This window comes from Luteibacter sp. (genome assembly GCF_036500425.1).
GTDB lineage: Bacteria > Pseudomonadota > Gammaproteobacteria > Xanthomonadales > Rhodanobacteraceae > Luteibacter.
On record NZ_DASYCB010000017.1, the window covers coordinates 42,966 to 67,612 of the forward strand.

At 64.8% G+C, this 24,647-nt stretch carries 16 protein-coding genes; 14 read left to right on the forward strand and 2 right to left on the reverse strand.

Going from position 1 to position 24,647, the window contains the following annotated elements:
* Positions 1-2: 2 nt before the first annotated feature.
* From treS to treY, 6 genes are read left to right on the forward strand one after another with little or no spacing between them, the layout of a single operon-like run.
* Complete coding sequence (treS, locus tag VGN46_RS03870) at positions 3-3,320, forward strand: maltose alpha-D-glucosyltransferase (protein ID WP_331640827.1); 3,318 nt, start codon at positions 3-5, stop codon at positions 3,318-3,320.
* Positions 3,317-5,503, forward strand: coding sequence for a 1,4-alpha-glucan branching protein GlgB (gene glgB, locus VGN46_RS03875; RefSeq protein WP_414675215.1), 2,187 nt, complete (start codon positions 3,317-3,319; stop codon positions 5,501-5,503). Before treS ends, glgB begins: the two co-directional genes overlap by 4 nt.
* An 11-nt stretch (positions 5,504-5,514) precedes the next feature.
* On the forward strand, positions 5,515-7,623 hold the full coding sequence (gene glgX / locus VGN46_RS03880; RefSeq protein ID WP_331640829.1) for a glycogen debranching protein GlgX: 2,109 nt from the start codon (positions 5,515-5,517) through the stop codon (positions 7,621-7,623).
* Complete coding sequence (treZ, locus tag VGN46_RS03885; protein WP_331640831.1) at positions 7,620-9,371, forward strand: malto-oligosyltrehalose trehalohydrolase; 1,752 nt, start codon at positions 7,620-7,622, stop codon at positions 9,369-9,371. The genes glgX and treZ overlap by 4 nt, the downstream gene beginning before the upstream one ends.
* Positions 9,372-9,373: 2 nt before the next feature.
* Positions 9,374-11,452 (forward strand): 4-alpha-glucanotransferase, encoded by a 2,079-nt coding sequence (malQ, locus tag VGN46_RS03890; protein ID WP_331640834.1) that lies wholly within the window; start codon positions 9,374-9,376, stop codon positions 11,450-11,452.
* The gene (gene treY / locus VGN46_RS03895; protein ID WP_331640837.1) at positions 11,449-14,052 is read left to right on the forward strand and encodes a malto-oligosyltrehalose synthase; all 2,604 of its coding nucleotides are present in this window, start codon (positions 11,449-11,451) and stop codon (positions 14,050-14,052) included. The genes malQ and treY overlap by 4 nt, the downstream gene beginning before the upstream one ends.
* 73 nt (positions 14,053-14,125) lie before the next feature.
* Here the strand turns inward: treY and VGN46_RS03900 are convergent, their stop codons facing one another.
* Positions 14,126-14,386 carry an acyl-CoA-binding protein gene (locus VGN46_RS03900; RefSeq protein ID WP_331640840.1) on the reverse strand — a complete coding sequence of 87 codons (261 nt, stop codon included), beginning with the start codon at positions 14,384-14,386 and terminating at the stop codon, positions 14,126-14,128.
* A 122-nt stretch (positions 14,387-14,508) separates the two neighbouring features.
* Here VGN46_RS03900 and cmk point away from each other — a divergent pair, with 122 nt between their 5' ends.
* The 8 genes from cmk to VGN46_RS03940 all read left to right on the forward strand — a co-directional run bounded on the left by cmk (position 14,509) and on the right by VGN46_RS03940 (position 22,839).
* A complete protein-coding gene (gene cmk, locus VGN46_RS03905) occupies positions 14,509-15,186 on the forward strand; it encodes a (d)CMP kinase (RefSeq protein ID WP_331640842.1) in 678 nt (225 codons plus the stop codon).
* A gap of 173 nt (positions 15,187-15,359) precedes the next feature.
* On the forward strand, positions 15,360-17,033 hold the full coding sequence (gene rpsA / locus VGN46_RS03910; RefSeq protein ID WP_331640844.1) for a 30S ribosomal protein S1: 1,674 nt from the start codon (positions 15,360-15,362) through the stop codon (positions 17,031-17,033).
* A gap of 85 nt (positions 17,034-17,118) precedes the next feature.
* Positions 17,119-17,418, forward strand: a complete 300-nt coding sequence (locus VGN46_RS03915; RefSeq protein ID WP_247335824.1) for an integration host factor subunit beta — start codon at positions 17,119-17,121, stop codon at positions 17,416-17,418.
* A gap of 203 nt (positions 17,419-17,621) precedes the next feature.
* Entirely contained in the window at positions 17,622-17,882 is a 261-nt protein-coding gene (locus VGN46_RS03920) for a lipopolysaccharide assembly protein LapA domain-containing protein (RefSeq protein ID WP_331640849.1), read from the forward strand.
* On the forward strand, positions 17,879-19,051 hold the full coding sequence (lapB, locus tag VGN46_RS03925; RefSeq protein WP_331640851.1) for a lipopolysaccharide assembly protein LapB: 1,173 nt from the start codon (positions 17,879-17,881) through the stop codon (positions 19,049-19,051). Before VGN46_RS03920 ends, lapB begins: the two co-directional genes overlap by 4 nt.
* Positions 19,048-20,085 (forward strand): glycosyltransferase family 4 protein, encoded by a 1,038-nt coding sequence (locus VGN46_RS03930; protein WP_331640853.1) that lies wholly within the window; start codon positions 19,048-19,050, stop codon positions 20,083-20,085. Before lapB ends, VGN46_RS03930 begins: the two co-directional genes overlap by 4 nt.
* Entirely contained in the window at positions 20,072-21,970 is a 1,899-nt protein-coding gene (locus VGN46_RS03935) for a nucleoside-diphosphate sugar epimerase/dehydratase (protein ID WP_331640855.1), read from the forward strand. The genes VGN46_RS03930 and VGN46_RS03935 overlap by 14 nt, the downstream gene beginning before the upstream one ends.
* Complete coding sequence (locus VGN46_RS03940; protein ID WP_331640857.1) at positions 21,967-22,839, forward strand: UTP--glucose-1-phosphate uridylyltransferase; 873 nt, start codon at positions 21,967-21,969, stop codon at positions 22,837-22,839. Before VGN46_RS03935 ends, VGN46_RS03940 begins: the two co-directional genes overlap by 4 nt.
* 151 nt (positions 22,840-22,990) lie before the next feature.
* On the opposite strand, the gene VGN46_RS03945 is transcribed toward VGN46_RS03940, so the two are convergent.
* Positions 22,991-24,562: an amidase gene (locus tag VGN46_RS03945; RefSeq protein WP_331640859.1), complete on the reverse strand. Its 1,572-nt coding sequence runs from the start codon at positions 24,560-24,562 to the stop codon at positions 22,991-22,993.
* Between the last annotated feature and the right edge of the window lie 85 nt (positions 24,563-24,647).

Below are 24,647 nucleotides of genomic sequence, written 5' to 3' on the forward strand. Positions count from 1 at the left end.
CCATGGCAACACGCGGCAAAGCCACGAAACACGCGAAGGCACCGGAGTTCTCGAAAGATCCGCTCTGGTACAAGGACGCGATCATCTACCAGGTGCACCTGAAGTCCTACTTCGATGCCAACGACGACGGCGTCGGTGACTTCCAAGGCCTGATCGATAAGCTCGACTACATCGCCGACCTCGGCGTGAACACGCTGTGGCTGCTGCCGTTCTATCCCAGCCCGCGGCGCGACGATGGTTACGACATCGCCGAGTACAAGGCGGTGCACGAGGATTACGGCAAGCTCGGCGATGTCAAGCGTTTCATCACCGAAGCGCACAAGCGCAACCTGCGTGTCATCACCGAACTGGTCATCAACCACACCAGCGACCAGCACGCATGGTTCCAGCGTGCGCGGCATGCGAAGAAGGGCTCCGCGGCCCGCAACTTCTACGTCTGGTCCGACACCGACCAGGCTTACGACGGCACTCGCATCATCTTCCTGGATACCGAGAAATCGAACTGGACCTGGGACGCGGTGGCTGGCCAGTACTTCTGGCATCGCTTTTTCTCGCACCAGCCCGACCTGAATTTCGATAACCCCGCCGTGCTCAAGGCGGTCATGGATGTGATGCATTTCTGGCTGGACATGGGCGTGGATGGCCTGCGCCTCGATGCGGTGCCTTACCTGATCGAGCGCGAGGGCACCAATAACGAGAACCTGCCCGAGACGCACAACATCCTGAAGCTGATGCGTGCGGAGATCGATCAGCATTACCCGGACCGCATGCTCCTGGCCGAGGCCAACCAATGGCCGGAAGACACCCAGGACTACTTCGGCAACGGCGATGAATGCCACATGGCGTTCCATTTCCCGCTGATGCCACGCATGTACATGGCCATCGCGCGCGAGGATCGTTTCCCGATCACCGACATCATGCGGCAGACCCCGGCGATCCCGGAGAACTGCCAGTGGGCGATCTTCCTGCGCAACCATGACGAGCTCACCCTCGAGATGGTCACCGACAATGAGCGCGATTACCTGTGGCAGACCTATGCCGCGGATCGTCGTGCCCGCATCAACCTCGGTATCCGCCGGCGTCTCGCTCCCTTGCTGGAACGCGACCGTCGCCGTATCGAGCTGATGAATTCGTTGCTGTTGACGATGCCGGGTACGCCGGTGCTGTATTACGGCGATGAGATCGGTATGGGTGACAACATTCACCTGGGTGATCGCGATGGCGTGCGGACGCCTATGCAGTGGTCGGTCGATCGTAACGGTGGTTTTTCCCGCGCCGATCCGGCCAGTCTGGTATTGCCGCCGATCATGGATCCCCTTTACGGGTTCCAGGCCATCAACGTGGAAGCGCAGCAGCGCGATCCGCATTCGCTGCTGAACTGGACGCGTCGCATGCTCGCCGTGCGCAACCGCTACAAGGCCTTCGGCCGCGGTGCGCTGAAGTTCCTGTACCCGGGCAACCGCAAGGTGTTGGCCTACCTGCGCGAGTTCGGTGGCGAGCACGTGCTGTGCGTGGCCAATATGTCGCGCACGCTGCAAGCGGTGGAGCTTGACCTCGCCTCGTTCGACGGCCAGGTGCCGGTCGATATCGTGGGCGGCACGTCGTTCCCGCCGGTCGGCCAGTTGCCTTATCTTTTGACCGTGCCACCGTACGGGTTCTACGCGTTCCAGTTGTGCCCGAATGCGCAGATGCCGGAATGGCACGAAGTGCCGGCCGAACCGCTGCCCGATTACGAGACCCTGGTCGTCCGTGGTGCGCTGGTGGAAGGCCCGGTCATGGAACACCACCGTGGTGTCATCGAAAAGCAGGTGCTGCCGGGTTACCTCGCGGTGCGCCGCTGGTTCGCGGCGAAGGATCGCGGTATCGAGTCAGTGCATGTGTTGTATGCGGCACCGTGGCCGGATCGCGGCGACGACCTGATCCTGACCGAGGTCGAGGCCACGCTGGCCGATGGCGGCAAGGAGCGTTACAGCCTGCCTGTCGGCATCGCCTGGGAAGATGACGGCCCGCACGCGCGTGCGCAGCAACTGGCGCTGGCTCGCGTACGCCGCGGTCGTCGCATCGGTTTACTTACCGATGGCTTCGCGTTGCCCGAGTTCGCGTCGGGCCTGCTGATCGGCCTGCGCCATGGCGCCGAAATCAAGGTGCATGACGGCACGGTACGCTTCGAGAAGACGCCTTTGTTCGATACCACGACGTTCGATGTGGCGATTGAAAGCCGCTGGCTGGCGGGCGAACAGTCGAACAGCTCGATGATCCTGCATGACGCCGGCGTGCTGAAGCTGTTCCGGCGGACCTCGGCGGGGATTAATCCCGAAGTTGAAATGGGGCGCTTCCTTACCGAACACGGTTACGCCAATACGTCGCCGCTGTTAGGCGAAGTGGTACGCCTCGGTGCGCAGGGTGAACGTACGACTATCGCCGTGCTGCAGGGCTTTCTGCGTAATCAGGGCGATGCCTGGCGCTGGACGCTCGATTTCCTGCGGCGTAGTTACGACGAATACAGCCACGCGACCGGTGAAGATCGGCAGGCGGAGATCGAGAGCAGCTACGACGCATTCGCGGCCGCCGTGGGCACTCGCCTCGGTGAATTGCATGCCTTGCTTGCGAAGCCCTCGGGTCTTCCCGCGTTTGAACCCGAGCGGGCGATGGCAGAGACGATCGACGGCTGGCGTGCCAGCGTGCGCGCCGAGGTCGGCCGCGCCTTGCTGGCGGTCGATAACGTTTCGGAAATGACGGAAGAGCTGCGTTCGGACGTAGAGGCCCTGCGTGGCCTGGCGGGTGCGCTGGAGGATCGGGTCGGCCGGCTGGCGAAGGTCGGTCCGGGTGCCTTGCTCACCCGCATGCACGGTGATTTCCACCTGGGTCAGGTGCTTGTCGTGCAGGATGATGCGTACATCATCGACTTCGAAGGCGAGCCCGCGCGAACGCTCGCCGAGCGCCGCGGCAAGGGCACGCCGCTGCGCGACGTAGCTGGCTTCCTGCGCTCGCTCGACTATGCCGCGGCCATGGCGCGCCGTGGCGAGGACGGCTTCGCGCCGGTCGAGGATCCCGGCTTCGGTGACTACCTGTCGCGCTTTCGCCAGCGCGCATCGCTGGTCTTCCTGCAGGCCTACCGCGCCGTGCTCGATGCCGCACCCGTCCGCTGGGTGAGCGCGGATGCACTCGCGCCGCTGATCGAACTGTTCGTGATCGAGAAGGCCGCCTACGAGGTGAGCTACGAGGCCGCGAACCGCCCGGCGTGGCTCGACGTGCCGTTGCGCGGCCTGCTGCATGCCGCCCAGGGCGATACCGTGCAGGAACTGGAGGAGGATACGTGATTGATCCACGCACCCATGGGTTGGTCGATCGTGCCGCCACCGACGCGCTTGTCGAAGGCCGGCATGGCGATCCCTTCGCGCTGCTCGGGCCGCACGATGTCGATGGCCGGCGCAACGTGCGTACGCTGCAGCCGGGCGCCGTAAGCGTCGAGGCGATCGATGCGGCGGGGCAGGTGCTGGCGGTATTGCACAAAGTGCACGATGGCGGTCTGTTCGCGGGCTTTGTCGATGGCGGCGTGGCCTACCGCCTGCGCGTGCGCTGGCCGGGTGCCAGCCATGAAACGCATGATCCTTACGCCTTCGGCACCTTGCTCGGCGACGAGGACCTCGGCCGTTTGTCCGATGGTACCCATATCGAGCTGTTCCGTTGCCTGGGCGCGCATCCGGTCACGCTGGATGGGGTGCACGGCGTGCGCTTTGCGGTGTGGGCCCCCAATGCGCAGCGCGTGAGCGTGGCCGGCGACTTCAATAGCTGGGATGGACGCCGTAACCCGATGCGTAAGCGCGTACCAGCAGGTGTCTGGGAGCTCTTCATCCCGGGCCTGTTGCCCGGCGCGCGTTACAAGTACGAGGTGTGGGGTGCTGATGGCTCGCTCACCCAGCGAGCCGACCCTGTGGCGCTCGCCGCAGAACTGCCGCCGGCCACGGCGTCGATCGTTGCCGACCCGGAAGCCTTCCGCTGGACCGACGAGGCGTGGCTGCGCAAGCGTGGCAGCCTGCACCATGCGGGATCGCCAGTCTCCATCTATGAACTACATCCAGGCTCGTGGCTACGCGGCAAGGATGGCGCGGAGCTGCACTGGGATGAGATTGGCGAGCGCCTGATCCCCTACGTGGCAGGGATGGGCTTCTCGCACATCGAACTGCTGCCGGTCTCCGAGCACCCCTTCGGCGGTTCGTGGGGCTATCAGCCACTGGGCCAGTTTGCGCCGACCTCACGATTCGGCACACCCGAGGCCTTTGCGCGCTTCGTCGATCGTTGCCATGAGGCCGGCGTGGGCGTCATCGTGGACTGGGTGCCCGCGCATTTCCCGACCGATATCCATGGCCTGGCCCACTTCGATGGTACGCCGCTCTATGAGCACGCTGATCCGCGCGAGGGCTTCCACCAGGACTGGAACACGCTGATCTACAACCTCGGCCGTAACGAGGTGTCCGCGTTCCTTATCGCCAGCGCGCTGGCCTGGCTTGAACGCTTCCACATCGATGGGCTGCGCGTGGATGCCGTCGCCTCGATGCTTTATCGCGACTACTCGCGCAAACACGGCGAATGGGTGCCCAACATCCATGGGGGGCGTGAGAACCTGGAAGCGATCGCTTTCCTGCGCAGGGTCAACCAACTCGTCGCCGAGCGCCACCCGGATTGCATGACCATCGCCGAGGAGTCCACGGCGTGGCCAGGTGTCACCCGGCCGGTCGGCGAAGGTGGCCTGGGTTTCACCTTCAAGTGGAACATGGGCTGGATGCATGACTCGCTGGAGTACATGTCACGCGACCCGATCCACCGGCGCTGGCACCACGGCGAGATGACCTTCAGCATGATTTACGCGTACTCCGAGAAGTACGTCCTGCCGCTATCGCATGACGAGGTCGTCCACGGCAAGCGCTCGCTGCTCGGGCGCATGCCTGGCGATGAATGGCAACGCTTTGCCAACCTGCGTGCGTACTACGGTTTCATGTGGGGTCACCCTGGCAAGAAGCTGCTGTTCACCGGCGGCGAGATCGCCCAGCCCCACGAGTGGAACCACGATGCACAGATCGCGTGGGAACTGCTGGATGCCCCCTTGCACCTGGGCATGCAGAAGCTCGTGCGTGACCTCAACCGTTTCTTTGGCACGACCGCCGCGATGCACGCATGGGATACCGATGAGCGCGGTTTCCGCTGGGTCATCGGCGATGACGCCGGGCAGAGCGTCTTCGCCTGGCTGCGCTTCGCCGAGCATGGGCGGCCGGTGCTGGTGATTAGCAACATGGTGCCAACGGTACGCCATGGTTTTCGGATTGGCGTACCCGAGGGCGGCCGTTGGCGCGAGGCCATCAATACAGATGCGACCGAGTACGGCGGTTCCGGCGTCGGCAACGAAGGTGAAAGCCACACCCAGGCCGTGCCGTCGCACGGGTTCGACCAGTCGCTGGTCGTGAGCCTGCCACCCTTAGCCACGCTGATGTTCATTGCCGACTAACGAGGAATGCGATGCCCGCACTACCCGAACGTATGCAATCCGGATCGCCGTATCCGCTAGGCGCGAACTGCGATGGCATGGGAACGAACTTTGCCGTGTTCTCCGCGCACGCGGAGCGTATGGAGCTATGTCTGTTCGATCCCTCCGGCAAACGCGAGATCGCCCGCTACGATCTACCCGAGTGTACCGACGAGGTGTGGCATGGGTACCTGCCACGCGTGCGAGGCGGCACGCTTTACGGGCTCAGGGCACACGGCCCCTATGTTCCGGAGGAGGGCCACCGCTTCAACCCAAACAAGCTGTTGCTGGATCCGTATGCCCGGCTTCTACATGGCCAGGTGCGCTGGTCGGATGCCTTGCACGGTTACCGCGTGTCCTCGCCGCGTGCCGATCTTTCCTTCGACCGCCGCGATAGCGCGGTCGCGATGCCCAAGGCCGTCGTCGTCGATGAGCCGATGCACTGGACCCAGGGCAACCGGCCGCACACCCCGTGGAACGAGACCGTGGTGTACGAGACACACCTGAAAGGTTTCACCCGCAACCTCAAGCGTATCCGGCAGCACGAGCGCGGCACCTTCATCGCGTTGGCCGACCCGTATGTCATCGATTATCTGGTCAAGCTCGGCGTCACCGCGGTGGAGCTGCTGCCGGTACACGCGTTCCTGCAGGATCGTCGCCTGACCGAGATGAAGCTGAGGAACTACTGGGGCTACAACACCCTCGCGTTCTTCGCACCCGAGCCCGCGTATCTGGCCGAAGGCGCGCTCAACGAGATCCGCGCGGCGGTGCAGGCCCTGCATGCGGCGGGTATCGAGGTGATCCTCGACGTGGTCTACAACCACACGTGCGAGGGCAGCGAGCTGGGCACGACCATGTCGTTCCGCGGCCTTGACAACAAGAGCTACTACCGGCTCATGCCGGATAACCCGCGCTATTGCATTAACGACACCGGTACGGGTAACACCGTGAATACCGCGCATCCACGGGTATTGCAGATGGTGATGGATTCGCTGCGTTACTGGGTGAACACGTTCCACGTGGATGGGTTCCGCTTCGACCTGGGGGTGAGCCTGGGGCGCGAGGAAAACGGATTCGATCCCAACTGTGGTCTGTTCGATGCGATGCGCCAGGATCCGGTACTCGCGAATGTGAAGCTCATCTCCGAGCCCTGGGACATCGGGCCCGGTGGCTACCAGCTCGGCAACCACCCGCCAGGATTCGCCGAGTGGAACGGGAAGTTCCGCGACGACCTGCGCAAGTTCTGGAAAGGTGATGCGAACATGCGCGGCACGCTGGCTGGGCGCCTGCAGGCCTCCGGCGAGCTGTTCGATCACCAGCGCCGCAAGCCCTGGGCATCGGTCAACTTCCTTACCGCGCACGATGGTTTCACGCTGGATGACCTGGTCAGCTACAACGACAAGCACAACCTGGCCAACGGTGAAGACAACCACGATGGCGGCAACGATAACGAGAGCTACAACTACGGGGTCGAGGGCCCTACTGAAGACCCGGCGATTCGCCAGGCGCGCGATCGGGTCAAGCGCGCCATGCTTTCCACGCTGTTTTTTTCGCACGGCACGCCCATGCTGCTGGGCGGCGATGAATTCGGCCGCACCCAGGATGGCAACAACAACGCGTACTGCCAGGATAACGAGATTTCCTGGTATGACTGGAAGCTGGCGACATCGGACCGGGGCCGGGAACTCACCGATTTCGTCGGCCGGCTGACCCGCCTGCGCGAACAGCACCCGACGCTGCGCGCGGCGCATTTCCTGCGCGGTGATACCGATGTGCTGCCGGGCATCCGCGAGGTGGCCTGGTTCGACGAGAGTGGCTCGGAGATGACCCAGGAAACCTGGGGCTACACCGAAGGTCGCCTGCTCGCGTTGCGTCGTGCCCAGGCTTACGGGGAAAAGCGTGCGGACGTGACCCTGGTATTGATCAATGCCACGCCGGAGATGCACGTATTCCACATCCCCCAGCCGAATGTCGCGTGGCGCCGGTGCTGTGATAGCGCCGCGCCCACGGCACCCGAGGTCGCCTGGACCGAACCGATGATCGAGGTGGAAGGACGTAGCGTTGTCCTGCTCGCCGCTACGGTGAGGGTGGAGCCGGCATGAGCGGACGGTTCGCCCACGCGATGCCCTACGGCGCGCGGCCGCTGGGCGACGGGAGTACGCGCTTCCGGCTGTGGGCGCCGGACCTGGAGTCGGTGTCCCTGGAGTGCCAGGACGGCCACGTCGCCACGATGCGTGCGCTGGATGACGGCTGGTTCGAATGTATCTGCCCGCGCGGTGCCGATTGCGCCTATCGGTTCCGGCTGGGTGATGGCCTCGCCGTCCCTGATCCGGCCTCGCGCCAGCAGGTGGAGGGCGATGTCCATGGCTATAGCCTGGTCGTGGATCCCACCGCGTATGCGTGGAAACATGCGGATTGGCCGGGCCGACCCTGGCACGAGACCGTGCTGTACGAACTGCACGTGGGTGCGTTGGGCGGCTTCGCGGGCGTGGAGAACATGTTGCCACAGCTTGCGGCACTAGGCGTCACCGCCGTGGAGCTGATGCCGGTCGCGGAGTTCGCCGGCTCACGCAACTGGGGCTATGACGGCGTATTGCCGTACGCTCCGGCTGCCGCCTACGGCACGCCCGATGCGTTGAAATCGCTGGTCGATACGGCGCACGGCCTGGGCTTGATGGTGTTCCTCGACGTGGTCTACAACCACTTCGGCCCGGAAGGTAACTACTTGCATGCCTACGCCTCGGGATTCTTCGATGAAGGCGCGGACACGCCCTGGGGTTCGGCCATCGGCGTGGCCACGCCGCAGGTCGGCGACTTCTTCGTGCACAACGCGCTCTACTGGATCGAGGAATACCAGGTCGATGGCCTGCGCTTCGATGCCGTGCACGCCATCGATAACCCGGGCTGGCTTTTGGCCCTGGCAGCGCGGGTGCACGCGGCCATCGGTAACCGTCGGCATGTCCACCTTGTCCTGGAGAACGAAGCCAACCAGGCCAACCTGCTGGGTCATGGCCGCTTCGCTGCGCAGTGGAACGACGATTTCCACAACGCGCTTCACGTGCTGCTGACCGGCGAAAGCGAAGGTTATTACGCGCACTACGACGCTCCCATGGAGAAGCTCCTGCGTAGTCTTCGGGAAGGCTTCGCCTTCCAGGGCGAGAAGTTCGCCGGTCGCCGCCGTGGCGAGGCGAGTGCGCACCTTCCGCCATCGCGTTTCGTCAACTTCCTGCAGAATCACGACCAGGTCGGTAACCGGGCCTTCGGCGAGCGGCTCACGTCGCTGGTGGCGCCTGAGATCGTCGAGGCCGCGCTCGTCGTGCTGCTCCTCACCCCGTTCGTGCCCATGCTGTTCATGGGGGAGGAGTGGGGCAGCCAGACGCCCTTCCTCTTTTTCACCGACTTCCCTGACGAAACCCTGCGCACGGCGGTGCGTGAAGGGCGCCGCAAGGAGTTCGCGGCGTTCACCCATTTTGGCGGTGCCGACATACCGGATCCCAATGACGCTGAGACCTTCGTGCGCTCCGTTCCGGCCGCGGACAGTGTACGGGGCCAGGCCCGTAAGTCGCTTGTGCAGCGCTTGATCAGCCTGCGTGCGAAGCATGTGGCGCCGCACATCGAAACGGCTTCCAGCAAGAACGTCCAGGCCGTCGGTGACAAGGCCTTCGTGGCGAGCTGGTCGCTCGGCGGCGGCACGCTCTCGCTGTTTGTGAACTTTGCCGATGTCGATGCGTCGATAGAGAGACCGCCTTCCCCCGCGGCGGCGTGGCTGCATGGTGATGCCGCCGACATCGCTTCCCTCTCGCGTGGATTGCTTTCGGCGCGCCGCGCCCTCGCTTGCCTGGAGTCCTGACCGTGAACGCCCCCCTCGACGATCGTCTCGCACAGCTGGCCGAACAAGCGGGCATCGATGTGCACTGGCGCGATGCGCTGGATCGTCCCCAGTCGGTGCCCGCCGATACCCTGCGGGCCGTCTTGCGCGCACTGGGCCTGCCCGCCGACACCACCGACGACGTGGAAGCGAGCTTGCAACGCGTGGAACAGGAGCGCTCCGGTGCGAGCTTGCCGCGGATGATCACCGCCGATGCCGGTACACCGATCGAGGTGCCAGCAGCGCCGCGTGGCCGCGTGTGGAAGTTACTGGGCGAAGGCAATGTGCTGCTCAGCGAGGGCGAGCTACCGTCGAGCGAGATACGGATTCCGGCGCCGGCCGAGCCGGGCTATTACACGTTGTACCTCGACGACGCGGAAGTGATCATCGCAGTGGCGCCGCCGCGGGCCTTCGGCGTGGGCGATATCAAGGACGTACGGCGCCCGTGGGGCATGGCCGTGCAGGTCTCCGGCCTGCGTCGCCCGAACGATGGCGGCATCGGTGATTTCACCGCGCTTTCGATCTGCGCCCGCGCGGCGGCGGAGAAGGGCGCGGATGCCCTGGCGATCAGTCCGGTGCACGCGCTGTTCGCCGCCGCGCCGGAACGCTACAGCCCCTACGCACCCTCGAGCCGCCTGTTCCTCAATGGCCTCTACGTCGATCCCGCGCAGACCAGCGGCGAGCAGACCGTGCGCGCGGTGATCGATACGCACAACCTGCGCCAGGAACTGGCTGAGCTGGAATGGCTTGAGCTGATCGACTGGCCGCGTGCCGCGCGCGCGCGTATGACCATCCTGCGTTCGGTTTACGAATGGGCGTCGGTGGATTTCGCGCACGGGGAGCGCTTCACCGCGTTTCGTCGCGAGCAGGGCGAAGCGCTGGAGCGTCACGCACGCTTTGAAGCCTTGCATGCCGATTTCACCGCGCACGGTCGCCCCGGTGGCTGGCAGGGCTGGCCCGTGGCATTTCACGACCCGGCAAGCCCCGAGGTGGCCTTGTTCGCCCGCGAGCATTCGCGCGAGGTGGGTTTCCATGCGTGGCTGCAATGGCTTGCCGCCCAGGGTCTGGCCGATGCGCAGAAGGCCGCACGCACGGCCGGCATGAAGATCGGCCTGATCGCTGATCTGGCCGTGGGCGCGGACTCAGGCGGAAGCCACGCCTGGGCCCACCAGGCCGAAATGTTGAAGGGTCTCTCCGTCGGTGCGCCACCCGATGCATTGAACCGGCTCGGCCAGGACTGGGGTCTTACGACGTTCTCGCCACGCGGTCTGCGTGAGACCGGCTTCCGCGGCTTTATCGGCATGCTGCGCGCCGCGCTGGCTTATGCCGGTGGCGTGCGCATCGACCACATCCTGGGGTTGAAACGCTTGTGGATGGTGCCGCATGGCGCAGGCGCGACCGAAGGCGCCTACGTACGCTATCCGATGCAGGACCTGTTGCGCCTGATCGCGCTGGAAAGTCACCTGCACCGCGCCGTGATCATCGGCGAAGACCTGGGCACCGTACCCGCCGATTTCCGCCAGGCGATCGGGGAGAAAGGCGTGCTCGGGATCCGTGTGCTCTGGTTCGAGCGTGCCACGGATGGTGGCTTCATCGCGCCCAGGGAGTGGTCGGACAAAGCCATGGCGACCACCAGCACCCACGATATCCCGACCGTCGCGGGCTGGTGGAGCGGCCGCGATATCGACTGGCGCGCACGTACCGGCCTCAATGATCCAGCGATCGACGAAGTCGCGCAGCGCGACGTCGACCGCCACCGCCTCTGGCGTGCGATGTACGCGTCGAACTCGGCGTATAACGCGGAATCACCGCCCGCGCCGGATGACATTTCCCCGGTCGTGGTCGCCGCCGCGAAGCACATCGCGCAGGCACCATCGCCGATCGCGATCTTCCCGGTGGAAGACATCCTCGGCCTGCACGAGCAACCGAACCTGCCCGGGCCGACGGATGCGGTGCACCCGAACTGGCGGCGGCGCATGCCGGATTCGTCATCGCGCTTGTTCGACGGGCCCATCGCCCATGCGGTAAGCGCGGCGATCGACCAGACCCGGAACCGGACGTGAGCCCACCGCGTGCCCTGGGCCGCCTGCAGTTCCATGCGGGCTTCACCCTTGACGACGCGGTCAATGTGGTCGGCTATTACGCCCGGCTGGGTGTGAGTCACCTTTACGCATCACCGATCCTGCGCGCGCGACACGGCTCTACCCACGGCTATGACGTGGTGGACTGCCACGAGGTCAATCCTGAACTGGGGGGTGAGGCCGCCCTGCGCCGATTGGTCGCCGTGCTGCGCGGACACGGCATGGGGCTCATCGTTGATATCGTGCCCAACCACATGGGTGTGGGCAGTGAGAACGCCTGGTGGATGGATGTGCTGCGTCGCGGCCGGGGAAGCCGTTATGCGGGTTACTTCGATATCGACTGGCTAGCCCCTGATCCACTCGTGCGGGGGCGCGTGCTATTGCCGATCCTGGGCGAAGGCTACGATGTCGTGCTGCGTGAGGGCCACCTGCGTCTGGGCAAGCGCAATGACGAATGGGTGTTACGGCTCTACGACGACGTACTACCGCTTTCCCCTGAGAGCGTCGCGTCGCTTCCCGATGACGCCGCACGCACGCACGCCCCGGACAGTGCCGAGGGCAGGGCGCGCCTGCACGCGGTGATCGAGAAACAGCACTACCGCCTGGCGTTCTGGAAGCTTGCCAGCGACATGGTTAACTACCGCCGCTTCTTCGATATCAACGAACTGGCCGGCCTGCGCATCGAGCGCACGGCCGTGTTCGAAGATACCCACCGCACGATCTTCCGCCTGTACGCGGAAGGCCTCATCGACGGCGTGCGCTGTGACCACGTGGATGGCCTGGCGGATCCACGTCGCTACTGCCGGCAGTTGCGCCACCGCCTGGAGCGCCTGCGTACCCAGCGCCTGGCGGGTGCGCCGCGCGATGCCGCGTATCTTGTCGTGGAAAAGATTCTTGCCGAAGACGAGTCGCTACGGCTCGACTGGCGTACCGACGGCACCACGGGTTACGAGTTCATGGACCAGGTTTCGGCGGTGCTGCATGACGAGCGTGGCGAGGCCGCGCTGACCGACTTGTGGCGAGGGCTCACAGGCGACGCCGCGGACTTCGCCACGCAAGCCGTGCGTGCCCGCCGGCAGATTCTCGTGGATAGTTTCGAGGCCGAACTGGAGCGCACGGCGCGTGCCCTGTTCGCCGCCGCGCGCGCCGACGTGGCCACGCGTGATGTCTCGCAGGCAGCCATCCGCCGCGTGCTGGTCGAGTTGCTCGTGCACTTCCCCGTGTACCGCACTTACGCGGGCGGGGCAGGGCGTGATGCGTTCGATGAAGCAGTGTTCGCACGGGCGGTTGAAGGTGCGCTGCGTACGCTACGGCTCCAGGATGCAGCATTGCTGCATCTCATCGCGCGCTGGCTCGGCGGCGAAGCACCCCGCGCGCTGCCACCCGGACCGGTGCGCCGCGCACGTGAGCGGGCCATAGCCGTGTTCCAGCAAGCGACGTCGCCAGTCGCGGCCAAGGCGGTGGAAGACACGGCGGGCTACCGCTATGGCCGTCTGCTTTCGCGCAACGAAGTGGGCGTGGATGCGGCGCGTATGGCGATCACACCCGAGGATTTCCACGCACGCTGCGCGGAACGGCATGCCAACCTGCCGCACACCTTGCTGGCGACGGCGACGCACGACCACAAGCGTGGTGAGGATCTGCGTGCGCGCCTGGCTGTCCTTTCAGAAGTCGCCGAGCGCTGGGTGATCACCGTGGAGCGCTGGCGTACCCGCCATACCGAACTCCGCCAGCGCGCCGAGGGACGCATCGCGCCCTCGGCCTCCGACGAGGTAATGCTTTACCAGATGCTGGTCGGGGCGTGGCCGCTCGGCCTGGCGCCGGATGACGAAGAAGGACTCGAACGCTTCGCCACCCGGATCGCCGCGTGGCAGCGTAAGGCGCTGCGTGAGGCCAAGCGCTGGACGCGCTGGACCTCGCCGAACGAGCCCTACGAAGATGCTTGCGAGGACTTTTTGAGAGCGCTGCTGTCGGGCGAAGCGGCCGGGGAGTTGCACGCTTTCGCTGAATACCTCGCCACACCCGGGGCGGCTAATGGCCTGGCCCAGACCGTACTGCGCCTGACGACGCCCGGTGTGCCGGATCTTTATCAAGGGACCGAGTACTGGGATTTCAGCCTGGTGGATCCGGATAACCGTCGGCCGGTGGACTTCCTGGCGCGTTCGGCCTCGCTGGAGCGTGAACCCTCTCCGCGGGAGGCGTTGTGCGCCTGGCGGGATGGGTCATTGAAGCAGGCGGTGATCGTCCGCCTGCTGTGCGCTCGCAAAGCCCACCCGGAGCTGTTCGCCCGTGGGGGCTATCGGCCGCTCGACGTCGCTGGGCCGGCGGCCGGCAAGGTGCTGGCTTTCCTTCGCGAACACCGCGGTCAGCGCCTGGTCGTGGCCGTGGGCCGGCATCTGGCCCCCTGGCTCGCGGGGCTCTCGGCCCCGGCGATCCCTGCCGAACGCTGGGAAGGCACGTCGCTGGAACTGCCCCCGGGCCAATGGACCAGCCTGCTGGCCACCGGCAAGCGCGAAGGCGGCAACATTCCGCTCGCCGAGCTCTTCGACACCCTCCCCATAGCCGCTTGGCTTTCCCTGTAGGGGCGCGCTTGCGCGCGATGGGTGCTCGAGGCAAGGCCCATCGCGCGCAAGCGCGCTCCTACAGGCGCCTGGGTTAGCCGCCCAGGTCGCGGACCAGTTGGATGTAATCGCGCATGGCGTGCTCGCGCGGGGTGCCGCTGAGCTTGGCCCAGGCTTCGTACTTGGCCGTGCCGACGAAATCGAAGAAGCCGGGGCGTTCCCCATGCACGTCGCCTTCCGCACCCTGTTTGTAGAGGGCGTAGATGCGCAGAAGGGTATCGTTGTCCGGTCGGCGCGCGAGCCGGGTGATATCCAGCGACGCCTGCTCGAACTGGCTCTGGAGATCGTCTGGCATGCGGGCGCGCTTGTGTGGTGCTGGAAGGTTCGGGGCTTGTAGCATGCGTGCCGGGTAGTGTCCATCGGGATCGCCGGCCGGCCGCTCGCTGTATCATGCCGGTTTCGCGACCGAGGTATCCCATGGCCCCCACGCCCGTTCCCGTCCTCACCATCGACGGCCCCTCGGGCTCCGGCAAGGGCACCATCAGCCGCCTCGTCGCCGAGAAGCTGGGCTGGCGCATGCTCGATTCGGGTGCCCTGTACCGCGCCGTCGGCTACGCCGCCGGCGCCGAGGGGGTCGACCTCTCCGACGAGGAGGCGGTCACCCGCTGTGCCCAGCACATCAAGATCCGCTTCCAGGCCAGTCCCGACGGCGGTGAGACCCATGTGCTGGTCAACGGCCACGACGCCACGGACGAACTACGCACGGAAACGGCAGGAGCGGCCGCCTCGGCGATCGCCGTGATCCCCGCGGTCCGCCAGGCCCTGGTCGACCTGCAGTTGGCTTTCCGCAAGGCTCCCGGCCTGGTGGCCGACGGCCGGGACATGGGTACCGTGATTTTCCCGGATGCCGCCTTTAAGGTCTTCCTGACCGCCAGCGCGGCCGAACGCGCGAAAAGGCGCTATAAGCAGTTGAAGGATAAGGGTCTGAGCGTTACACTTGCAGGCCTGCAACGAGAAATCGAGGCTCGTGATGCCAGAGATGCGTCGCGGCCCGTCGCCCCGTTGAAGCCCGCCGAGGGCGCTGTCGTCATCGATACGACCGGCATGCCTATTGAAGTGGTGGTCGCAAAAGTTTTCGCCGTGGTGCGTCCGTAAGGGCGCATTCGGCACAGCACCCACGCAGTGCGCGTGGGTTCTTGGCAACGGTGCCCGGGGGCGCCATGTAAGTGAGCCTCCCGTAAGCACCCACAACCGGTGGGTCCCCTGTCCGCTCGCGTCACTGATGTACGCCTGCGCCAGGTACGGCCTTTCATAACCCTGGAATCAACATGACTGAAAGTTTTGCCGAACTGTTTGAACAAAGCCAGCAGGCTATTTCGAAGCTGAAGCCCGGCTCCATCGTCACCGGTATCGTTGTGGAAATCCGCAACGACGTGGTGGTGATCAACGCTGGCCTGAAGAGCGAAGGCATTGTTCCTATCGAGCAGTTTAAGGACGAGAACGGCGCTCTCGAAGTAGAGGTTGGTGACGAAGTCAAGGTCGCGCTCGACGCGCTCGAAGACGGCTTCGGCGAGACCAAGCTCTCCCGCGAGAAGGCCAAGCGTTCGATGGTGTGGGACGACCTCGAGCAGGCGTTCGACAAGGAAGAGACCATCACCGGCAAGATCTCCGGCAAGGTCAAGGGCGGCTTCACGGTCGACATCAAGGATGTCCGCGCATTCCTGCCGGGTTCCCTGGTCGACGTGCGTCCGGTCCGTGACCCCGTCTACCTCGAGGGCAAGGACCTCGAGTTCAAGATCATCAAGCTCGACCGCAAGCGTAACAACGTGGTCGTCAGCCGCCGCGCCGTCGTCGAGACCGAGTTCTCCGAAGAGCGCGAGAAGCTGCTCGAGCGCCTCACCGAGGGTGCGGTCGTCAAGGGTGTGGTCAAGAACCTCACCGATTACGGCGCATTCGTGGACCTCGGCGGCATCGATGGTCTGCTGCACATCACCGACATGGCGTGGAAGCGCGTCCGTCACCCGTCGGAAGTCGTCAACGTCGGCGACGAGCTCGACGTCCGCGTGCTGAAGTACGACCGCGAGCGCAACCGCGTTTCGCTTGGCCTGAAGCAGCTCGGCGACGATCCGTGGGTTGCGATCGCCCGCCGTTACCCGGTCGGCAGCCGCCTGTTCGGCAAGGTTTCGAACGTGACCGATTACGGTTGCTTCGTCGAGATCGAGCCGGGCGTCGAAGGCCTGGTGCACGTCTCCGAAATGGATTGGACCAACAAGAACGTCAACCCGGCCAAGGTGGTTCAGGTCGGTGACGAGACGGAAGTCATGGTCCTCGACGTGGATGAGGAGCGTCGCCGCATCTCGCTGGGTATCAAGCAGACCCGCTCGAACCCGTGGGAAGCTTTCGCCGCCATGCACAAGAAGGGCGACAAGGTTTCCGGCCAGATCAAGTCGATCACCGACTTCGGCATCTTCATCGGCCTGGATGGCGGTATCGATGGTCTCGTCCACCTGTCCGACATCTCGTGGCAGGCCTCGGGTGAAGACCTCGTCCGCAACTTCAAGAAGGGCGACGAAGTGGAAGCCGTGGTGCTCGCGGTTGATCCGGAGCGTGAGCGCATCTCGCTTGGCATCAAGCAGATGGAGCAGGATCCGTTCGGCCAGTTCATGGCCACGAACCCGCGCGGCACGATCCTGACCGGTACGGTCCGGGAAGTGGACGCCAAGGGTGCCCTGATCGATCTGGGCGAAGGTGTCGAGGGCTACATCCGTGCCAACGACATCGCCAAGGAACGCGTGGAAGATGCCACGCTGCACCTGAAGGTGGGCGACGCTGTCGAAGCGAAGTTCACGGGCATGGATCGCAAGGGCCGCCAGCTGCAGCTGTCGATCCGCGCGAAGGACGAGGAAGATCTGGCCGATACCATGGCCGATTACCAGTCCGCTGCCGGTGGCACGACCAAGCTCGGCGCGCTCCTCAAGGAGCAGATGAACAAGGCCGACTAACGTCGGAGCGAGGGGCGGTCACCCGCCCCTCGTTTTTGTTGTAACCTGTTGTTTGCGTCGGCTTTATCGAAGAATCAGGGGACCCATGACCAAGTCGGAACTGATCGAGGCGCTGGCGCGGCGCCAGACCCACCTTGCGTTCAGCGATGTGGAACTTGCCGTCAAGAGCGTGCTCGAACAGATGAGCCATGCCCTTTCAACGGGCGAGCGCATCGAGATCCGCGGCTTCGGCAGCTTCGCGCTGCATTTCCGTCCGCCGCGCATGGGGCGCAACCCCAAGACCGGCGAGGCGGTAGCCCTGCCGGGCAAGCACGTGCCTCATTTCAAGCCGGGCAAGGAATTACGCGAACGCGTAAACCTGGCCCTCGAAGACGCCGCTTCCTAAGCGGCGTTTTTTTTGTCTGCAGGTATGGGTCGCGCGCAAGCGCGCTCCTACCCAAGACCTGCGCACCCCTTGTAGGAGCGCGCTTGCGCGCGATGACCTACAAAGCGGCGAAGACGCAACCTCCAAGGCCAAAACCCGCACAAGCTAAACAAATCCATAATCTCAGCCACCCCAGCCATTCATGATTCGGGTAAAGTCGCCGGATGCGTCTGATTGCCATACTTTTCCTGTTGTTGTTCGTTGCCGCCGGCATCATCTTCGGCGCGCTCAACGCCGATCTCGTGTCGTTCGATTTCGGGTTCGCCCGTGCCGCCCTGCCAAAGGGGGGCACCATGCTGGCGTTCCTGCTGATCGGCTGGGTACTCGGTGGCCTCACCGCCTGGCTGGGCACATCGTTCGCCCATCAGCGAAAACGCCGGCGGGCTCTCCGCGGCAACAAGGTATCCAGCGCGAAGCCCGCATGAATCCGATCTGGCTGCTGGCGCTCGTTCCGCCCATCGCTTTCGCCTGCGGTTGGTGGCTGGCTCGCCGCACCGACGCCAAGCGCTCGGGAGCGAAGGTCAACGAGCTATCGTCCGACTACTTCCGTGGCCTGAACTACCTGCTCAACGAAGAGCAGGACAAGGCTCTGGAAGTCTTCCTGCGCCTGGCCGAATACAACCGCGACACAGTAGAAACCCACCTCGCACTCGGCAACCTGTTCCGTAAGCGGGGCGAGGTCGATCGCGCCATTCGCCTGCACCAGCACCTGGTATCGCGCCAGGGCCTTTCCGACGAGATGAAGACCGTGGCCTTGCTCGAGCTGGGCGAGGACTACATGCGTGCAGGTTTGCTTGACCGCGCGGAAACGCTGTTCTCCGACCTGGTCGCCATGGATGCGCTGGCGCCTTCCGCGCTGCGTCACCTTATAGCGATCTACCAGCACGAGCGCGAATGGCATAAAGCCATCGACCATGCCCGTCGCCTCGAAACGATGACGGGTGAAGACGAGTCGGCCATGATCGCCCAGTTCTATTGCGAGCTGGCCGAGCAATCGCGCCAGCACGGCGCGCGCACCGAAGCGCGCGACTACACCCGCGAGGCGTTTGCCTGCCAGACCGACTGCGTGCGTGCGCACATGATCGCCGGGCGCCTGTCGTCGGAAGACGACGACATGCCCGCGGCCATCGCTTCCTACGAGGCGGCTATCGCCGCGGATATCGCGTTCGTCCCGGAAATCCTTCCCCCTCTGCTGCATTGCTACGCACGCTCACAGCAGATGGATAGGGCGGAGACCTTCCTCCGCGAGATCATGGTTCGTTACCACGGCATTTCACCGGTGCTCGCGCTCACCCGCCTTTACGAGGGGCGTGATGGCGAGCGCACCGCAATCGACTTTCTGACCGGTCAGCTGCGCAAGCGACCGTCGGTGCGCGGCCTGATGGCACTGATCGATGCCACGATGGACAAGGTGTCGGGTGAGGCGCGCGAGAACTACCTGATCCTGCGCGACCTGACCCGCAAGCTGCTTGAAGGGCAGGCGATGTACCGCTGCAGCCGTTGTGGCTTCGGCGCCAAGGCGCACCACTGGCAGTGCCCGAGCTGCAAGAACTGGGGCACCGTGCGTCCCATCCACGGTGTCGCCAACGAATGAGTTCCTCGTTGCCTGGTCCGGTCGCCCTGGCCCTCGGCTGCATCGTGGCGGCCTTCGTCGTTTCGTTCGCCTGCGTGCGCGCGGCGATCGCCTACGCCCACCGCAAGGGCATGCTCGATGCGCCGGGTCAGCGCCGCTCGCATAGCCTGCCGACGCCGCGTGGCGGTGGCATCGGCATCGTCATCGGCGTACTCGTGGGCATGCCCGCGGCGCTGTTGCTCCTGCCCGGTTCACCGGGGGTGGGCGTGGTCGGGGCGTTCGCGGTCGGCGTGATCGCCATCGCGGCGATCGGCTGGCTCGACGACCACGGCTCGCTGCCGATCAAGCCAAGGCTCGCGATCCAGCTGGCCGCCACGCTGCTGTTCTGCGTGACTGTGGCCAGCCAGACGGCCAGCCTGTGGTGGGCGGCCCCGCTGGTCCTCGCAGGCGTGTGGTGCATCAACCTGCATAACTTCATGGATGGCATCGATGGGATCGCCGCGCTCCAGGCGATCTTCTTTGGGGCGGCCACCGGTGTGCTTGCCGTGAGCGCGGGGGCCTTCGGTATCGGTATCGCCGCGGTGTGCCTCGACCTGACGGCCCTGGCTTTCTGGTACTTCAACCGGTCGCCAGCCCGGATTTTCATGGGTGACGTGGGCAGTGCCACGGTGGGCTTCATCGTCTTCGCCCTGACCGCCATGCTCTGGGCCTGGCGCACCGACCTGCTTTGGCCTGAACTGATCCTGTCATCGGCCTTCGTCATCGACGCGACTTTGACGCTGCTCGTGCGAATGCTGCGCGGTGCTCGCTGGTACACTCCACACCGCGAGCACTTGTATCAATGGCTCGTGAGGCGGGGGAACGCCCATACGCGGGTCGCAGCTGGCTACCTGGTCTGGAACCTCGTCATTTGTGTGCCCGGCGCATGGATCGCGCTCCGCCATCCGGCGGTGGCGCCCGCCTGCTGCGGGGCAGCCTACCTGCTGGGGGCAGCGGTCTGGCGTACTGGCAAGCGGTCGTGCTTGCGTCGAAGGGAGCGACATGTTTCTGCGTAAGTTCATTGGCATCATCCACCCCCGCACCGCCGTGGTCGCACATGACCTGGCTATGGCGGCTTTCGCCTGGTGGATCGCGAAATCGCTGCGCTATGCGCTGATGCCCGATTCCGCGCCGGTTTCCTACCTGCCCATGGAGTTCCCGCTGGTCCTGCTGGTGCAGGGCGCGGTGTTCAACTGGACCGGCCTCTACAAGGGTGTCTGGCGCTTCGCGAGCCTTCCGGACCTCTGGAACATCATCAAGGCCACGGTGATCGGTTCGCTGATCATCGGCCTGGCCATGGTCATGTATGCGCGCCTTGATGGCGTGCCGCGATCGGTCCTGCTGGTCTACCCGGTCGTGCTGGTCGTGCTGCTGGGTTTCCCACGGCTCAGTTACCGCTTCTGGAAGGACAGCCGCATCGACCTGTTCCAGTCGGTACCGACCAAGCGGGTGCTGATCGTCGGTGCCGATCGTGCCGGCGATGCACTGGCCCGCGACCTGCGCCGCGATAGCCGCTACAGCGTCATCGGCTTCGTTGACGATAACCTGGCCTTGCGCGGCGCCCAGATCGGTGGCATCCCGGTGCTGGGCACGGTCGATCAGCTCGCCGAGCTGTCCAAGGCCGTGGCCGTGCAGATGCTGCTCATCGCCGTGCCGGGCGCGACCACGTCGCAGATGCGCCGCATCGTGGCATTCTGCGAAAGCACGGGTTTGCCGTTTCGCACGGTGCCGCGCCTGGAAGATGTCGTCGCCGGCCGCGCGCAGTTCAACGAGATCAAGGAAGTCGCCATCGAGGACCTGCTTGGCCGCGACGCGGTCGAGCTGGACTGGACGGCGATCCGCGAGACGATCAGTGGGCGCCGCGTGCTCGTGACCGGAGGCGGTGGTTCGATCGGCTCGGAACTTTGTCGTCAGGTGGCGCGCCTGGGTGCCTCGTCGCTGACCGTCGTCGAGATGTCCGAGTACAACCTGTACCGGATTGGCCAGGAGCTCACCTCGGCGTACCCCGAGCTGATCTTCAATGGCGTGCTGACCGATGCCCGCGAATCGGTCGCGGTGAATCGCCTCTTTGAGGAAACCCAGCCGCAGATCGTGTTCCACGCCGCCGCGTATAAGCACGTGCCCATGCTCCAGGGCCAGCTGCGCGAAGCATTCCGCAATAACGTCCTGGGTACCCGCGTGGTCGCCGATGCCGCGGTGCGCTGCGGCGCCGAAGCCTTCGTGCTGATCTCCACTGACAAGGCGGTGAACCCGACGTCGGTGATGGGTGCCTGCAAGCGCATGGCGGAGATCTGGTGCCAGAACCTGGCGGCGCATACGGCGACACGTTTTATCACCGTGCGCTTCGGTAACGTGCTGGACTCGGCCGGTTCGGTCGTACCGTTGTTCCGTCGGCAGATTCGCCAGGGCGGCCCGGTCACCATCACCCACCCGGAGATCTCGCGCTATTTCATGACGATTCCCGAGGCCTGCCAGCTGATCCTGCAGGCGGCCACGCTGGGCAAGGGTGGTGAGATCTTCGCGCTCGACATGGGCGACCCGGTGAAGATCCGTGACCTTGCCGAGCAAATGATTCGCCTGGCCGGCAAGCGCCCCGGCTCGGATGTCCAGATCGTGTATACCGGCCTGCGCTCGGGCGAGAAGCTCTTCGAGGAGTTGTTCCACCCGCTCGAGAATTACACCAGCACCACCCACGCCAAGATCTTCCAGGCCCAGCACCGCCAGGTGTCGTGGGACCTGCTGCAAACGCAGCTCGCCCGCGCCGAAGAAGCGGTGGGGGCGTTTGATGAGGAAACCCTGCGTCGGTGCGTGTCCCAGCTGCTGCCATCGTTCCGCTGGAGCGAGCCGCAGGTGGATAACGTGCTGCCGCTTCGCCGTAACGAAAGTGGAGACATCGCATGACCCAACCCCTGCGCACGGTAGTATTTCCGGTAGCTGGCCTCGGTACGCGCTTCCTTCCTGCGACCAAGGTGGTAGCCAAGGAGATGCTCCCGGTGCTGGATCGCCCGCTCATCCAGTACGCCGTGGATGAAGCCGTGGATGCCGGTGCCGATACGCTGGTGTTTGTTACCAACCGTTATAAGCACGCCATTGCCGATTACTTCGACAAGGCTTACGAGCTCGAAGAAAAGCTCGCCGAGAAGAACAAGGAAGAGCTGCTCGGGATCCTGCGTGGCATCCTGCCGCCCCGCGTTCGCTGCGTCTTCGTGACCCAGCCGGAAGCGCTGGGCCTGGGCGATGCGGTGCTGCGTGCGAAAGCGGTGGTCAACGAAGAATATTTCGGCGTGATGCTGCCTGATGACCTTATCTGGACGAAGGGCCGTGGCGCCCTGGGCCAGATGTCCGACCTGGCCTATAAGCAGCACGCCGGTGTGATCGCCGTCGAAGAAGTGCCGGAGAAGGACACCGACAAGTACGGTGTTGTGAAGCTCAGCGAGGAAATCAACGACCGCGCTGGCCGCATCGAGCACATGGTGGAGAAGCCGAAGCCGGCGGATGCGCCGTCGAACCTCGCCGTGGTGGGCCGGTACGTTTTGCCACGCGAGATCTTCGGTTTCCTGGAGCGTACGCGCGCGGGCGCCGGCGGCGAGATCCAGCTCACCGACGCGATCGAGAACCTGCTGAAGGACAAGGGCAAGGTCCTGTCGTACAAGTTTGAAGGCACGCGCTTCGACTGCGGCAACAAGGCCGGCCTGGTCCGCGCGACCCTGGCGATGGCTTTGGAGGATCCGAAGCTGGCGCCGATTGTTCGCGAGTACGCTGCGAAGTGATAAAAAGGCCCGCGCAAGCGGGCCTTTTCTTTCCCGGCTTCATCGCTTCGTTGGTTATCGCGCGCAAGCGCGCTCCTACAAAAGATCCACGCAGGTCGCACGGTTGCAACGCCGACCTGTAGGAGCGCGCTTGCGCGCGACCCGCCACCTATCAGTTCACCGGCAACGTCGGCAGGAATTTCGGCCGCTGGAATGCGTTGGCTTTCTGTTCCACACCATACGCAATGCCGATCAACGTTGGCTCGCTCCACTTCGCACCAAAGAACACGATGCCGACCGGTAACTCGTGGGCAAACGAAACGGGCAGGGTGATCGAGGGATATCCCGCGATGGCGGCCGGCGCGGAGACACCGCCGACCGTGGGATCGCCGCTCACCACGTGGTCGCCCAGGACCAGGTCGTTGACGAACGCAGGTCCCCAGCTCGGTGCGACCAGCGCATCGAGGTGATCTTTCGCCAGCGCCGCATCGATACCTTCCGGACCGGCGAGGCGCTTGTTCTTCTCGACGATGGTCTTGTACTTCGGATCATCGAGGCCGCCTTTCTGCTCGGCCATCAGGAACAGCTCCTGGCCGAACCATGGCATCTCCTGGTCCTTGTGTGCCTCATTGAATGCGATCAGATCGGCCAGGGTCTTCATCGGCTGGTTCGGGCGGGTGGCGAGGTAAGCCGCGATGTCGTGCTTGAACTCGTAGAGCATCACATCGAGTTCGTTCTCGCTGAGTTCTTTCAGGTGGGGGATCTCGACATTGTCCACCACGGTGGCACCTTGGGCCTTCAACAGCGCGATGGTTTTCTCCAGCGCAGCGTCCGCATTCGGTTCGATACCGGCGAGCTGGCGGGCGACGCCGATGCGCTTGCCGCGAAGCGCGTTCGGGTCGAGGAACTTTGTGTAATCGGTGGCGTGCTTGTCAGCGTCTTTCGTCGCGATGTCGGAAGGATCGCTGCCGGCGATCGCGCTGAGCACGGCGGCGGCATCGGCGACGCTACGCGCCATCGGGCCGGCGGTATCCTGGCTGTGCGAGATCGGGATGATGCCGGTACGGCTGACCAGGCCGACGGTGGGCTTGATCCCGACCAGGCCGGTCATCGAAGCCGGGCAGAGGATCGAGCCATCCGTTTCGCTGCCGATGGCGACCGTCGCCAGGCCGGCGGCCACGGCACTGCCTGAGCCCGCGCTGGAACCGCACGCGTTGCGGTCGAGCACGTAGGGGTTGAGGGTGAGTCCGCCGCGGCCGGTCCAGCCACTGGTCGCATGGTTCGAGCGGATGTTCGCCCATTCACTGAGGTTGGCCTTGCCGAGGATCACCGCACCGGCCTTGCGCAACCGTGCCGCGACCGCGGAGTCCTTCGGCGCGGTGGAGCCGGCGAGGGCGAGCGAGCCCGCCGTGGTCTGCATGCGATCACCGGTGTCGATGTTGTCCTTGAGCAGGATCGGGATGCCTGCCAGCACGCCTTTGCCCTTCGCCTTACCGGCGATCGCCAGTGCATCCGGGTTGGTCTCGAGTACCGCGTTGACCTTCGGCCCGGCCTTGTCGATGCGGGCAATGCGGTCGAGGAACAGTTGGGTCATCCCAGTGGGCGTGAGCTCGCCGTGGGCGTAGGCCTTCTTCAACGTGGCAACGGAGGCGAACGCATCGTCTTCGGTCGCATCGCGCGCATGGGCGGCGAACGGAAGCATGAGTGCGAGCGCGATAACGAGCGCGTGGCGGTGCTGCGGCATAAGGTCTCTCCCCCGGGTTCCGGCCGATGGTAGCCCAGCGCCACCGCGCTGTGTGGCTATACTCGGCGAACACCCAAGGCGAACC

What these genes read in the sequence shown, in the direction of transcription:
- treZ (WP_331640831.1), top strand. Translation starts at nt 7,620, where the DNA reads ATGAGCGGACGGTTCGCCCACGCGATGCCCTACGGCGCGCGGCCGCTG.
- VGN46_RS03900 (WP_331640840.1), bottom strand. Translation starts at nt 14,386, where the DNA reads ATGCCAGACGATCTCCAGAGCCAGTTCGAGCAGGCGTCGCTGGATATC.
- VGN46_RS03920 (WP_331640849.1), top strand. Translation starts at nt 17,622, where the DNA reads ATGCGTCTGATTGCCATACTTTTCCTGTTGTTGTTCGTTGCCGCCGGC.
- VGN46_RS03945 (WP_331640859.1), bottom strand. Translation starts at nt 24,562, where the DNA reads ATGCCGCAGCACCGCCACGCGCTCGTTATCGCGCTCGCACTCATGCTT.
- rpsA (WP_331640844.1), top strand. Translation starts at nt 15,360, where the DNA reads ATGACTGAAAGTTTTGCCGAACTGTTTGAACAAAGCCAGCAGGCTATT.
- cmk (WP_331640842.1), top strand. Translation starts at nt 14,509, where the DNA reads ATGGCCCCCACGCCCGTTCCCGTCCTCACCATCGACGGCCCCTCGGGC.
- VGN46_RS03915 (WP_247335824.1), top strand. Translation starts at nt 17,119, where the DNA reads ATGACCAAGTCGGAACTGATCGAGGCGCTGGCGCGGCGCCAGACCCAC.
- VGN46_RS03930 (WP_331640853.1), top strand. Translation starts at nt 19,048, where the DNA reads ATGAGTTCCTCGTTGCCTGGTCCGGTCGCCCTGGCCCTCGGCTGCATC.
- glgX (WP_331640829.1), top strand. Translation starts at nt 5,515, where the DNA reads ATGCCCGCACTACCCGAACGTATGCAATCCGGATCGCCGTATCCGCTA.
- VGN46_RS03935 (WP_331640855.1), top strand. Translation starts at nt 20,072, where the DNA reads ATGTTTCTGCGTAAGTTCATTGGCATCATCCACCCCCGCACCGCCGTG.
- treS (WP_331640827.1), top strand. Translation starts at nt 3, where the DNA reads ATGGCAACACGCGGCAAAGCCACGAAACACGCGAAGGCACCGGAGTTC.
- VGN46_RS03940 (WP_331640857.1), top strand. Translation starts at nt 21,967, where the DNA reads ATGACCCAACCCCTGCGCACGGTAGTATTTCCGGTAGCTGGCCTCGGT.
- lapB (WP_331640851.1), top strand. Translation starts at nt 17,879, where the DNA reads ATGAATCCGATCTGGCTGCTGGCGCTCGTTCCGCCCATCGCTTTCGCC.